This is a genomic window from Elusimicrobiota bacterium (assembly GCA_041660925.1).
Classification (GTDB): domain Bacteria; phylum Elusimicrobiota; class Elusimicrobia; order UBA1565; family UBA1565; genus JBAZUV01.
The window spans coordinates 97,589-110,126 of record JBAZVI010000003.1 but is presented as its reverse complement, the minus strand read 5'-3'; the positions used below and the strand labels follow the sequence as shown (position 1 = coordinate 110,126).

Genomic DNA, 12,538 nt, shown 5'->3' with positions numbered 1-12,538 from the left:
CATGAAAGGACTCGCCGCCCGCATCTGGGCCAAGGACGCCGCGCTCTGGAAGGACGATGCCGCGCACCGCAAGCTCATCCTCAACTCCCTGGGCTGGCTCGGCATGCCGGAGACGATGCGCGGCCGCGCCGACGAGCTCGAGGCCTTCGCCGCCGACGCGCGCGGCGCCGGCTTCACGAAGGCGCTCCTCCTCGGCATGGGCGGCTCGAGCCTCGCGCCCGAGGTGTTCCGCCGGGTCTTCGGCGCGAAGGCCGGCTTCCCCGAGCTCCTCGTCCTCGACAGCACCGACCCGGAGGCGGTCGCCGGCGCGGACCGTGCGTGCCCGCCGGAACATACGCTCTACATCGTGGCGAGCAAGTCGGGCACCACCACCGAGCCTCTGCGCCTCTTCGACTACTTCTGGGGACGCGCGCAATCCGCCCTCGGCGCGAAGGCGGGCGCCCACTTCGTCGCGATCACCGACCCCGGCTCCTTCCTCGAGGGCCAGGCGAAGGAGCGGGGCTTCCGAAAGGTCTTCCAGAACTTCCCGGACATCGGCGGACGCTTCTCGGCGCTCTCCTACTTCGGCCTCGTGCCGGCCGCGCTCATCGGCGTCGACGTGCGCGCGCTCCTCGAGCGCGCGGGGAAGATGGCGAAAGACTGCGCCCTCGACGGCGCGGGGAACCCGGGCCTCCTGCTGGGGCTCGAACTCGGCGCGCACGCGAAGGCGGGCCGCGACAAGCTCACGCTCCTGCTGCCCCGCGAGGTGGAGAGCCTCGGCCTCTGGCTCGAACAGCTCGTCGCCGAGAGCACCGGCAAGGAAGGGCAGGGCGTCGTCCCCGTCGCGGGAGAACCCGCGGGCGCCTGGGGAGAGGACCGCGTCTTCGTCGTCGTGAAGCTCAAGGGCGAGAAGGACGCGGAGCACGAGAGGCTCGCGGCGAAGGCGCGCAAGGAAGGCCATCCCGTCCTCGTCCTCGAGATGGACGACCTCCTCGAGCTCGGCGCCGAGTTCTTCCGCTGGGAGTTCGCCACCGCGGCGCTCGGGCACGCGCTCGCCATCGACCCCTTCGACCAGCCCGACGTGCAGTCGGCGAAGGACCGGACGAAGACGGTGCTGGAGCACCGCGCGAAGACCGGCGCGCTCCCCGCGACCGAGCAGCACGTCGCCGACGCGGGGATGAAGCTCACTCTCTCGAAGGCCGCCGCGAAGGCGGGGGGGGACACCCCGGAGGCCGCGCTCGCGGGCTTCCTGGGCCTCGCGAAGCCGGGCGACTACCTCTGCCTGCTGCCCTTCCTCTCGACGCTCGGAGAGTACGACGCCGCCGTCGCCAAGCTCGCCGAGGCGCTGCGCGCGGGCTCGATGAACGCGCTGCAGACGGGCTACGGTCCGCGCTACCTGCACTCGACGGGACAGCTGCACAAGGGCGGGCCGGACAAGGGGCTCTTCCTCCTCATCCTGCGCGAGGGGGCGCAGGACGCCGCGATCCCGAATCAGCCCTACGGCTTCGCGGACCTCGTCAACGCGCAGGCCATCGGGGACTTCCAGGCGCTCGAAGGGGCGAAGCGCCGTGCGCTGCTCGTGCGCCTCGTCGGCGACCCGAAGAAGGGGCTCGAGCGGCTGACGAAGGCCGTGAAGGCCGCGCGCACCGCGAAAGCCTGAAAATCCGGACTACGTCCGGATTTTCGTCCGTCTAAACGAGCTATTGCAGGCGATGGATTTGCCGATGAAAGGGCTGCGGGGAGTTTGTTATACTTGAGGCGTTCTTCCGGTCGGCTGTAAGCGGGCGTGGTTCAATGGTAGAACGGGAGCTTCCCAAGCTCTAGACGAGGGTTCGATTCCCTTCGCCCGCTTTCAGCCGATCGTTCTTTTCCACAACAAAAGGACACCCTCATGGTTCGGCAGGGCCTGCCGCCCGGGCCCCTTCCGCCGACTGCGGTGCTCAGACAGCAACGGACATTGCGCTCCTCGTCGGCGGACCGCCTTCCCGAGCGTCACCCGCCGAACCGATGGATTCCGCTGACAGCGATTCACGACGACGAGGGATGGACGCGGGGCGCAGCCGCGTAGCGCGGCATACAGGCGCCTTTCTTTGCGGAAGACGGAGCCCTCATAGTTCGATTCCCTTCGCTCAGCCGCGGCGTCCCCGACGCTTTTCTTCCTCGCGGCGCTCTTTCGCGACGCGTTTCTCCTCCGCGTGAGTCTCGTCGGTCAGGCGCGCCCCGATCTTCGCAAGGCGCGCAGCGTCGAAGCCGTAGGAACGAGCTTCGGCGTCGATCCCCTTCAAAATGGAGACCGTGTCGGGATTCTCCGTCGTCCAGATCCCGCCCTCCGCGACGAACTTCTTGCGGGCGTCGAGCATCATCCGCTCGCGGACGAGCAGGCCGATGCGCTCTCGGGGGGAGAGTTCCCGCCAGAAGGACTTTGAGACGAAAATCTTCCCCGTGGACGCGTCGGAATAGAAGAAGACATACAGATGCGAACTCTCTCCCCGCATCAGCCATGGACCGCTGAAATAGGGACGTCGATCCTCGGAATCGACGCGATAGAATTCCAACGAAGGCTTTCCGAGCCTGCCCGCGGAGGATTCATCGAGCGGCACGGCCGTTTCCGTCGAAAGCGACCGCATGCGGCTCAGGAAATCCATGCTTTTTTCGAAACCGGCCTCCTTTGAGGCGGATTTCTTGAGCACCGCGCGCTCGCGCGCCTGCGCGCGCCTTTCAGCGGAACGAAGCTCCGCCTGGACGCCGGCGTCCTCCTCACGTCCGAGCGCGTCCCGGAGCGCTCGCCGCAATCCGCGAAGGATCGATATGGATTCTGCGCGGAACGCGGCCGAACGCAGGGCCTGGGCGCTCCAACGCCTGAGCACGAGGTCGGGATGGCTCAGGTAGGCTTGAAGCCGGTCCTGGGCGAGCGCCGATGCGTCGCCTCCCCGACGGGCGGTCGATCGCTTGACGGCGAGCATCGCGACTCCTTCGAGGAGAAGGGCCGCCGCCATGCTGACGCCCACGGAGACCCCGACGGCCGCACCCGCCGCGACCAGGACCGGCGCCAGGAGGAGGTGCAGCAGAGGGATGCTTGAGCTCCGCCATCCCCCTCGCGCTCCGAGCGCAGCGGACTGTCGCGGAGCCCCGGGCGTCTGCAAGCGGCGCAGGGATTCGACGCGCGCGAGAACCGGAGGATGCGCCTGGAGGAGCGCGGCGAACGTATAGGCTTTGACGGGCGCCGCATTCTCCCCGCGCACGACGCGATTCCAAATATCGAGCCGCAGCAAGCTCCGGGACATCGGATCGGCGTCGCCCATGAGCCTCGCCGAACCGAAATCCGCCAGGCTCTCGCTTTCCCGCAGGATCGCCGCGTGGATGAACGCCGCGGCAACGAGTCCGCAGAACGCCGCGGCGGTGACCCAGGACGCCGGAGCGGAGAGCGCGGCGTAGGACAGGACCGTCCCCGCGACCACGATGAGGGAGGACAAGATCTGCCGAGGCATGTCGCCGTTGCGCAGATGCGTGAGCTCGTGCCCGACGACCGCCCCCAACCCGTCGGGAGAGACCGCCCGCAGAATGCTCCGGGTGAAGGCCATACGCGTCCTCGCCCGCGTGAAGGGGAGGGGCACGCCCACGACCATGGCATTCGGCCCCTCGGAGTCCGAACGCAGCAGCCGCGGAACCGCCACGGACGCCCGAGCAGCGAGAGCCCCGACCAAAGGCTCGAGTTCGGCTCTGCTCGGCTCGTCCATCTCCGTGAAGGAGTTGTCCGTCCCGCCCCCAGGTGCAAACATCAGGACCATGAGCCCGAGGAAGCAGGCAAGGAGATATCCCGGAGCGATCGAACACGCGGCGATGTGAAAAAGATACGCGCTCATCGCGGTCAGCAGCGAGAGACCGGCGTACCCCAGGGCGGTTTTGACCGCGGCCTCCCGATGGCGAGAGCGATAGGCGGCATCCAGGACCTCCGCTCGCGCGCGAGCCGGCTCCGGGGGTATGGGAAGAGCACGTCGACTCAGGACCGTCGCATCCGCCGGAGCGTCGTCCGACCGCGTCGTCGACCGCCGCGAGACGACGAGCGGCATCGCATAGGCCGCCGCCGCGGGGGAGGCCTCAGAGGGCGAACCCCATGCCGCAAGCGCGCTCAGAGCCTGCTGAAACGAGAACGCCGAAGGCAGAACGCCGGCGAGCCGGCGCACCCCTGTTCGCGTCGGGGTCGTTCCGTCCGAGAACTTCGTCCGCACGGGGAACGCCCCGTCCTGCGGGCTCTCCTTGCGCGCTGCAAGCCGGCTCCACGCCGCAAAAATCGGAAGAGCTCCGTCCGCGAGCGGGATTCGCGTTGCCTCCGCCCCGAGGAGCCCGATGGGAACGCCTGCGCTCGCGGCGGGCGGCATGGCCCGAGGCTGGATATCGAGCTTCGGCAGGACGTCGAAGCGGACCGGCACGAGCGGAGCCTGGTGGGAGACCCCGAGGGAGAGCCCCGCTCCACCGCCGATATCCGCACTCGCAGAAACGGAAGGGACGACCTGGAGGGGAGCGACGAGGCCTTGCGTCGGGACCTGTCGGGGGATCGACTGCGCCCAAACGGAATAGAAACCGGTCCCCGGCACGTCCAGGAACAGGATGAGGGCCATCGATGCCTGGAATCGCCGTCGAAGAGTCATCTCGCGTGCCTTATCCGCCGCATGCCACGATTGTAGCCGCGCCTTCGTCCCGTTCCATGGGTCCTTGACGCAGGTTCGTCCGATCTTGCGCCCTAGCCGGCGTTGTTGCCGGATGCGGGCTCGACGCAAACGATCGGTTCTCTCCGGGCGAGGGGAGCGGACAAATTTATAACATGAGGCGATGAGCGGCGCTCGCCACAGTAATTTAACAGCGCGCGGGTATACTCTCGCGCGAGTGCGACATATCGCGGGCGTGCTGGCGTGCGCGTACCTCTTCCACCTCTCGGCGGCGCCGCTCTCGCCGGCGCAGGCGCCCGGCCCCCTGCCCCAGACGAACGTCCTCGAGGGGCACCGGCTTTACTACACCGGAGACCATCCGAAGGCCCTCGAGAACTACCTGAAGGCCGTGCGCGCCGACCCGAAGAACCTCGAGGCCTGGGTCAACGGCGCCATCGTGCAGGCGGAGATCGGCGACGCCCGGCGCTCGGCCGAATGGTTCGCCGAGGCGCTCGAGCTCGCGCCGCAGGACCAGGAGGTCCGCACCGCGCTCGCGGAGGCCGAGTTCCGCCTCGGGCGCGCCACGCGCACCCTCGAGGTCCTCGACGCCTTCATCTCCAACGCCCCGCCCGACCCCTACGCCTTCATCGCGCGCGGGCGGGCCTGGCTCACGCTCGGGGAGCCGCGCAAGGCCGCCGCCGCGCTCGAGACGGCCGCCGAGACCGCCCCCGAGCTCTCGCTGGCGCACTACTGGCTCGGGAAGGCGCGCGAGACGGCCGGCGACCGCGACGGCTCCATCGAGGCCTACCGGCGGGCCGTGCAGAAGGACTCCTACTTCACGACCGCCCGCTACCAGCTCGGACGCGCCTACCTGCGCTCGAACCGCTTCTACGAGGCCTGGAAGCAGGTCATGCACCTGCAGGACAGCGACCCCCGCAACCGCAAGTTCCGCGGAATGCTGGCCGGGGTGAGCAAGCGCGCGATCGAATCCTCGCGGCCCGAGCCCGAGGACGCACCCCGCCCCAACGGCGGGGCCCCGAAGACGAGCGCGGAGGCCGAACCGCTGGGGCCGCCGCTGCCGCCGGTCGGCCGCCTCCCCGTGCTCCGGGTCGGGCTGGGCACGAGCGGGCTGGGGAAGCCGCTGCCGCGGCGCGAGCTCGCCTTCCGCTGCACCCGGGCCTTCAACATCATCGAGGGGAAGACCGGGAAGCTCCTCGTCTCCGGGCCGCGCGGGGAGACCTGGAAGATCCGCCCGGGGAAGAAGGCCTCGCGCATCGAAATCTTCGACGAGAACGGGCATCGACGCGCCGTCTCGAGCCGCTCCCTGCGCATCCGCCCCGACGCCGCGTCCGGCGGCGTCACGGTCCTGCGCGACGTCCCCGCCGACTACGGCTCCTCCTCCCGCGGCGGGGGCGACCGGCCCCTGCGCGGAGAGATCGAGGTCGCCCTCATGCGCCGCGGCCTGAGCCTCGTCAACGTCGTCGACCTCGAGAGCTATACCCACGGGGTGCTCGCCTCCGAGATGCCCATCGGCTCGCCGATGGAGGCGCTCAAGGCCCAGGCCGTCGTCGCGCGCAGTCACGCGCTCTTCATCAAGACCGTCACCAAGCGCCACGCCAGGGACGGCTTCGACATCTGCGACGGCCAGCACTGCCAGGTGTACTGGGGCGTGCGCAACGAGAACGCGCGCTCGCGCGCCGTCGTCGAGGCCACGCGCGGACGCGTCGCCGCCTACGGAGGCCGCATCGCGCACGTCCTCTACGCCTCCAACTGCGGCGGGCACACCCAAAGCGGCAAGGAGCTCCAGGGCTGGGGGGACGTGCCGTACTGGAAGGGCGTCCTCGACGCTCCCGGCGCGATCGAGCGTCCCTACTCGCCCTGGACCCTGCGCCTGTGGCTGCGCTCGCGGCCGAGCGCCTTCTGCCGCGGCTCGAGCTACGTGCACCCCTCGCACTTCCGCTGGACGCGCGTCATCACCGCCGAAGACCTCGAGGAGCACATCAACCGTACCCTGAAGGTCGGCAAGCTGCTCGCCGTCCGCACGCTCACGCGCTCGCGCTCGGGCCACCTCAACGCGGTGGCGGTCCGGGGCTCGAAAGCGACGAAGGTCGTCACCAAGGAGATCGCCATCCGCGGCCTCCTCGGCGACGGCTCCCAGCGCTCCGGACTCTTCGTGGTGGACACCGAGTACGGCAAGGACGGCAAGCCGAAGGTCTTCACCTTCTACGGCGGGGGGTGGGGGCACGGCGTGGGGATGTGCCAGTCCGGCGCGATGGGCCGCGCGGAGTACGGACAGACCTACGCCGAGATCCTGCAGGCCTACTACCCCGGAACGGAACTCGGGAATCTCCGCTACTGAGACGTGCGCTTGCGGACCGCGCGCCGCCGGACGTCGCGGCGGCGGAGGGTCTTTTCGCGCGTCTTGACGTCCTGCCAGATGGCGAGGACCTCGCCGGCGGTCCGCACGCGGGCGCGGCCGCCGAACACGTGGGGGTGCCGGCGAACCAGCTTGAGCGCCTGCGCGCGGGCGACGTCCTGTATGCTGAAGCGCCCCTTCTCCGACTCGATGCGCGCGTGCAGGAGCACCTGCAGGAGCACGTCGCCGAGCTCCTCCTCGATCTCGTGCCACTCGCCCCGGCGCAGGGCGTGCTCGAGCTCCCGGGTCTCCTCGCGCAGGTAGCGGATGAGGGAGCGGTGGTCCTGGGCGCGGTCCCAGGGGCAGCCGCCCGGTCCGCGCAGGCGGTCCACGACGGCGATGAGTCGGTCCATCGGCTTCATGTGAAGAGAAGATATCATATGCGGGAATTCTGGACATAATCCGTACACTCGACAGCCCCCTCGCCCGCCGTGCGGGAGAGGGGGAATCGGGGGGTGAGGGGCGCCTCGACATTTACGGGAAGCGCTGGAGGCGCCGGCATTGTTTCCGTAACAGTGATGCGCTATACTCGCGCGTGCGTATGGAACGACGCCCGACCGTCTTCCGAGCGAGCGCGGCCCTCTTCGCGGCCTCCCTCTTCGGCCTCGCGGCCTGCCGCGGGACCTCCCCGATCCGCTACGCCGAATCCAGCCTCGGCTTCTCCTCGGTCATCGTCGGCTGCAGGGTCCTCGCGCCTTCCGGAGAGACGAAGGACGGAGCCGGCAGCATCAACCTCGAATCGGAGGACGAGCGCTACGCCCTGGACCTGCGCCCAGGACGGGCTCAGCTGCTGCGCATCGAGCCGGGCGTCTACCGCCTCGGGCCCACGCGCAACCTCTTCGGGACCGCCCAGCCGCAGCTGCGCGTCGTCGTCCAGGGCCGCTCCTACCGCGTCCCCTTCCCCCGCGACATCCTGCGCCTCGACGAGCTCGACGTCCGCCCCAAGCGCGTCGTCCCGCTGGGAGTCCTCGAGATCCAGCTCCTGCCCTACGAGCGGGGGGAGAGGCCGAAGGTCATCGTCCGCTTCGACGCCAGCGTCGCGACGCGGCGCCTCCTCGTCGAAGAGGTCATCGGGATGATGATGGACCCCAAGGTCCCCCAGGATATGCGCGACAGCGCCATCAGCTGGGCCCGCTCGCTCGAACAGGCGCTCCTGCGCGTGCAGGGCGAGCGCGAGCGCCTCCCCGCCTACAAGCCCGTCCCATGACCGGAGCGGTCTGCTCCGCCGACGTCGGCGGGACCTGGCTGCGCGTCGCCGTCCGCGTCCCCGGCCGCCGCGCCCTCCTGCGCACGCGCATCCCCTTCCGGCTCGGCGACCCCGTGGAGCGCTCCCTCGCCCGCGCCTTGCGGCGACTCGGGCTGCGCCGCGTCGAACGCCTCGTGCTCGGCGCGCGCGGCGTCTGGCTCCCGCGGGAGAAGGCCGCGCTGCGCGCGCGCCTGCGCCCCCTCGCCCGGAAAGCCCTCGTGCTCTCCGACCTCGAGCTCGCCCGCAGCGCCGCCTTCGGGGACGCTCCGGGCCTGCTGCTCGTCGCGGGCACCGGCTCGGCCGCCTACGGACGCGGACCCGGCGGGAAGGTCGGCCGCTTCGGAGGCCTCGGCGCGCTGCTCGGCGACGAGGGCTCGGCCTTCTGGATGGGCCGCGCCTGGCTGCGGCTCGGGCCCGAGCCGGCGGCCCTGCGCGCGGTCAAGAAGCCGGCCCCCGTCCGGGCGGTGGCCGCCCGTGCCCGCGAGGTGCTGCGGCGCGCGCCGCGCGACGCCCGCGCGCGAAGGATCGTCCGCACGGCCTGCGCCGACCTCGCCGCGCTCGCCGAGAGCTCCGCCCGCGCTCTGCGCCTGCGCCCGCCGGTCCCGCTCGCCGCCGCGGGGGGGCTCTTCCGCAGCCCGCTCTTCGCGCGGGAGTTCCGCCGGGCCCTGGCCGGACGCTCGCTGCGCTTCCGCGTTCTGCCGCCCGGGCCGCCGCCGGAGGAAGCCGCCTTGAGTTTGCTAGACTCCCAGCCATGAAGATCTCCATCGGCGCCGACCACGCCGGCTATGAATTGAAGCGGATCATCCACCTGCACCTCGAACAGAAGGGACACGTGGTGATGAACCACGGAACGGACGCGTCCGAACCTCCCGCCGACTACCCCGACTACGCGCGCAAGGTCGTCTCGTCCGTGCGCTCCGGAGACTGCGAGCGGGGCATCATGGTCTGCGGCAGCGGGGTCGGCGCCTGCGTCGCCGCCAACAAGTTCCCCGGAGTGCGCGCCGGGCTCTGCCACGACACCTTCTCGGCCCGCCAGGGCGTCGAGGACGACGACGTCAACGTCCTCTGCCTCGGAGCGCGCGTCGTCGGCTCCTCTCTCGCGCTCGCGATCGTCGACGCCTGGCTCGAGGCCCGCTTCTCGGACGCGACCCGCCACCGCACGCGCCTGGAGAAGGTCAAGGCCATCGAGAAGGAATTCCTGAAGGACGGATGACCCTCCGCGAGCGCGCCCGACGCATCCGCCTCCTGCTGATGGACGTCGACGGCGTGCTCACCGACGGCCGGCTCTTCCATTTCGGCGGCGGCGACGGGAAGCTCGTCGAGCTCAAGGGCTTCGACAGCCAGGACGGCATCGCCCTCATCTGGCTCTCGGAGAACGGCGTCGAGACGGGCCTCATCAGCGGCCGCAAGTCCGAAGGGGTGGTCGGCCGAGCGAAGATGCTGCGCATGCGCCACGTGGTCCTCGGGACCTTCGAGAAGCTCCCGGCCTTCGAGGACATCCTGCGCCGGACGGGCCTGAAGGCCTCGCAGGCGGCTTTCATCGGCGACGACCTCCCCGATGTCCCCGTACTGCGCCGCGCCGGCCTCGCGGTCTGCGTCCCCAACGCCCGCGCCGAGGTCCGGCGCTTCGCCCATCTCGTCACCCGCCGTCCCGGGGGGCACGGCGCAGTGCGCGAAGTCGCCGAGCTCATCCTCAAGTCCCGGGGCTCCTGGACGGGCGTGCTGCGCCGCTTCTCCGCGCTGCTCCTGCTCGCCGGCCTCCTGCCGCTCGCCGGCTGCGTGAGCGTCCGCGTCCCGTCCTCCGAGGACGCCGAGGCGAAGGCGGCCTCGGCCGCCGTCCCGCCCGCGACGGACGCCGCCGCACCGGCCGCCGACAAGCCCGCCGCTCCCAAGGGCGTCCGGCGAGAACAGGCCGAGGAGGCCGCGCTCAAGAACGCCCTCCAGTTCGTCCAGCAGAAGCAGACCTCCTACCGCGTCGGTCCCGCCGACCTGCTCGAGATCACGGTCTATCAGGAGAAGGACCTCGACCGGAAAGTCCGCGTGAGCCCGGAGGGGGGCATCACCCTGCCGCTGGCGGGAGCCGTGAAGGTGGCCGGCCTGACGGTCGCCGAGGCCGAGGCCGCGGTGCTCGCGAAGCTCAAGCGCTACCTCGTCGACCCCCAGGTCTCCGTCTTCATCCAGGAATACGGCAACAAGCAGGTCTACGTCCTCGGAGAGGTCAAGAACCCCGGCTCCTACCCGCTGCCCACCGAGGCCCCGCTCACGGTCCTGGAGGCCGTCACGCTCGCCGGCGGCTTCACGCCCTACGCCGCCGTCGACCGCACGCGCATCGTCCGCAACGTCAACGGCCGAAGCGAGACCCTGCTCATCGAGATCACGGCCATCACCAAACGCGGGGACAAGAGCAAAGACCTGCGCCTCCAGCCCAACGACGTCGTCATCATCCCGGAGAGCCTCTTCTAAGGGCTCTCCCGGAGGACCCCATGGACGAGCAGCCCGCCGAGAACGCCCCGGACATCGACCTCGCCAGCTATCTCCAGGTCCTCGTGCGCCGCCGCTGGGTGGTGCTCTCGGCCTTCCTCGTCTCGACCCTCGGCGCGCTCCTCTACGTCTTCACGGCGCGCCCCGTCTACTCCGCCTCCGCCCTGCTCCTCATCGAGAAGGAGCGGCGCGCCCCGGTCTACAGCGAGGGCGCGATGGTGGAGGCGAGCGACGACGACTACTACCAGACCCAGTACCGCCTGCTCAAGAGCCGAAGTCTCCTGCGCAAGGTCCACCAGAACCTCGCGCTCTCCAAGGCCGAGGACTTCTCTTCCGGCGTCGAGGCGCTCGAGCGCGCCGTCGCGATCTCTCCGGTGCGCCGCAGCCGCCTCGTGAACGTGACCGTCGAATCCCACGACCCGGCGCTCGCCGCGGGCGTCGCGAACGCCGTCGCCGCCTCCTTCGTCGCGGAGAACGTCGAGAACAAACTCTTCATCTCCAAGGAGATCCTCGCCGCCCTCTACCCCGGAGGCGCCGCGAAGGACCCCCGCGACGTCTCCCCGGACTCCCTGCCCGCCGTCGTCAACAGCCAGCTCATCCAGACGCTGAAGGCCTCCTACGCCGGCCTCGAGGCGCGCTGGGGGGACCTCTCGCGCCGCTACACCCCGGAGCACCCCGAGGTCATACGCCTCAAGTCCCAGATGGAGGCCCTGCGCTCCCGCATCCAGGACGAGACGGGGAAGATCGTCCAGAGCATGAAAGCGGAGCTCTCGGGACAGCTCCTCGGGAACAACGTGCGCATCGTCGACCCGGCGGAGGTCCCGCGAACCCCCTCGAAGCCCCGCAAGGCGCGTTCGCTCGCGCTCGCCGCGCTGCTCGGGCTGCTCGCGGGCTTCTTCCTCGCCCTCGGCGCCGACGCCCTCGACCAGACCGTGCGCTCGCAGGAGGACGTCGAGCGCAAGCTCGGCCTGCCCTTCCTCGGCGCCGTACCGCGCGCGACCTTCGCGGGAGACTCCTTGAAGTCCTACGTCGACGTGCTCGCGGGGCCCGACTCCTTCACCGGGGAGTCCCTGCGGAACATCCGCACGATGCTCGGCTTCGCCGGCGCGGGGAGGGACCTCAAGACCCTGCTCATCACCAGCACGACGCAGGGGGAGGGGAAGACCTTCCTCGCGATGAGCCTGGCCATCGTCTTCGCGCAGCTCGGCGAGAAAGTCCTGCTCCTCGAGGGCGACCTGCGCCGGCCGAACGTGCACAAGCGCTTCGCGGTCAACAACGAGTCCGGCGTGAGCTGGTTCCTCGCGCACGGCAAGGACGTCTCCGAGCTCGAAGGCCTCGTGCGCCCCTCGGGCGTGGCCAATCTCGACGTGCTCCCGTGCGGGCGCATCCCTCCGAACCCCTCGGAACTCCTGAGCACCCCGCGCGTGAACGCCCTCATCGGCTGGGCCCGGGGACGCTACGACCGCGTCATCGTCGACGGGACGCCCGTCCTCCCCATCTCCGACGCCCTCCTCTGGGGCCGGCACGCCGACGCCGCGGTCTTCGTCGCGAAGTTCGGCGGAGCCCACGCCCTGCTCGCGCGCCGCGCGCGCCAGAAGATCGAGGAAGGCGGCCTGCGCATCTCCGGGGCCGTGCTCAACCAGGTCACCGGACGCGGCGGCCGCTACTACGGCGACTATCACTACTACTACCGCTATTCGAACTCGGACAAGAAGCCGTCGGCATAATCCGGGAAATTCGGCCGCCTTCGTCCCGCCGAGCGTCGATTCA

Annotated in this window: 9 protein-coding genes and 1 tRNA gene; 8 read left to right on the top strand and 2 right to left on the bottom strand. The window is 70.3% G+C overall.

Annotated elements, in window-relative coordinates; all coding sequences use genetic code 11:
• The first annotated feature begins 1 nt into the window (after position 1).
• Both WC969_05555 and WC969_05550 read left to right on the top strand, forming a co-directional pair.
• The gene (locus WC969_05555; GenBank protein MFA6029297.1) at positions 2–1,639 is read left to right on the top strand and encodes a glucose-6-phosphate isomerase; all 1,638 of its coding nucleotides are present in this window, start codon (positions 2–4) and stop codon (positions 1,637–1,639) included.
• Positions 1,640–1,759: 120 nt separating this feature from the next.
• Positions 1,760–1,830: transfer RNA gene (locus WC969_05550), tRNA-Gly, on the top strand.
• A gap of 278 nt (positions 1,831–2,108) precedes the next feature.
• On the opposite strand, the gene WC969_05545 is transcribed toward WC969_05550, so the two are convergent.
• Entirely contained in the window at positions 2,109–4,598 is a 2,490-nt protein-coding gene (locus WC969_05545) for a M48 family metalloprotease (protein ID MFA6029296.1), read from the bottom strand.
• A gap of 265 nt (positions 4,599–4,863) precedes the next feature.
• Between WC969_05545 and WC969_05540 the strand changes: the two genes are divergently transcribed.
• On the top strand, positions 4,864–6,984 hold the full coding sequence (locus tag WC969_05540) for a SpoIID/LytB domain-containing protein (protein ID MFA6029295.1): 2,121 nt from the start codon (positions 4,864–4,866) through the stop codon (positions 6,982–6,984).
• Here the strand turns inward: WC969_05540 and WC969_05535 are convergent.
• Positions 6,978–7,403: a MazG nucleotide pyrophosphohydrolase domain-containing protein gene (locus WC969_05535; protein ID MFA6029294.1), complete on the bottom strand. Its 426-nt coding sequence runs from the start codon at positions 7,401–7,403 to the stop codon at positions 6,978–6,980. The two genes, WC969_05540 and WC969_05535, sit on opposite strands and share 7 nt — an antisense overlap.
• A 179-nt stretch (positions 7,404–7,582) precedes the next feature.
• On the opposite strand from WC969_05535, the gene WC969_05530 reads away from it, so the two are divergent.
• From WC969_05530 to WC969_05510, 5 genes are read left to right on the top strand one after another with little or no spacing between them, the layout of a single operon-like run.
• Entirely contained in the window at positions 7,583–8,248 is a 666-nt protein-coding gene (locus WC969_05530) for a hypothetical protein (GenBank protein ID MFA6029293.1), read from the top strand.
• On the top strand, positions 8,245–9,042 hold the full coding sequence (locus WC969_05525) for a BadF/BadG/BcrA/BcrD ATPase family protein (GenBank protein MFA6029292.1): 798 nt from the start codon (positions 8,245–8,247) through the stop codon (positions 9,040–9,042). The genes WC969_05530 and WC969_05525 overlap by 4 nt, the downstream gene beginning before the upstream one ends.
• On the top strand, positions 9,039–9,500 hold the full coding sequence (rpiB, locus tag WC969_05520; protein MFA6029291.1) for a ribose 5-phosphate isomerase B: 462 nt from the start codon (positions 9,039–9,041) through the stop codon (positions 9,498–9,500). The genes WC969_05525 and rpiB overlap by 4 nt, the downstream gene beginning before the upstream one ends.
• On the top strand, positions 9,497–10,750 hold the full coding sequence (locus WC969_05515; GenBank protein MFA6029290.1) for a polysaccharide biosynthesis/export family protein: 1,254 nt from the start codon (positions 9,497–9,499) through the stop codon (positions 10,748–10,750). Before rpiB ends, WC969_05515 begins: the two co-directional genes overlap by 4 nt.
• 20 nt (positions 10,751–10,770) lie before the next feature.
• The gene (locus WC969_05510; protein MFA6029289.1) at positions 10,771–12,495 is read left to right on the top strand and encodes a polysaccharide biosynthesis tyrosine autokinase; all 1,725 of its coding nucleotides are present in this window, start codon (positions 10,771–10,773) and stop codon (positions 12,493–12,495) included.
• The last annotated feature ends 43 nt before the right edge of the window (positions 12,496–12,538 follow it).

Bases quoted from the DNA above. Each gene is read 5' to 3' on its own strand.
- WC969_05525 (MFA6029292.1), top strand. From the start codon at position 8,245: ATGACCGGAGCGGTCTGCTCCGCCGACGTCGGCGGGACCTGGCTGCGC.
- WC969_05535 (MFA6029294.1), bottom strand. From the start codon at position 7,403: ATGAAGCCGATGGACCGACTCATCGCCGTCGTGGACCGCCTGCGCGGA.
- rpiB (MFA6029291.1), top strand. From the start codon at position 9,039: ATGAAGATCTCCATCGGCGCCGACCACGCCGGCTATGAATTGAAGCGG.
- WC969_05555 (MFA6029297.1), top strand. From the start codon at position 2: ATGAAAGGACTCGCCGCCCGCATCTGGGCCAAGGACGCCGCGCTCTGG.
- WC969_05545 (MFA6029296.1), bottom strand. From the start codon at position 4,598: ATGGCCCTCATCCTGTTCCTGGACGTGCCGGGGACCGGTTTCTATTCC.
- WC969_05510 (MFA6029289.1), top strand. From the start codon at position 10,771: ATGGACGAGCAGCCCGCCGAGAACGCCCCGGACATCGACCTCGCCAGC.
- WC969_05515 (MFA6029290.1), top strand. From the start codon at position 9,497: ATGACCCTCCGCGAGCGCGCCCGACGCATCCGCCTCCTGCTGATGGAC.
- WC969_05530 (MFA6029293.1), top strand. From the start codon at position 7,583: ATGGAACGACGCCCGACCGTCTTCCGAGCGAGCGCGGCCCTCTTCGCG.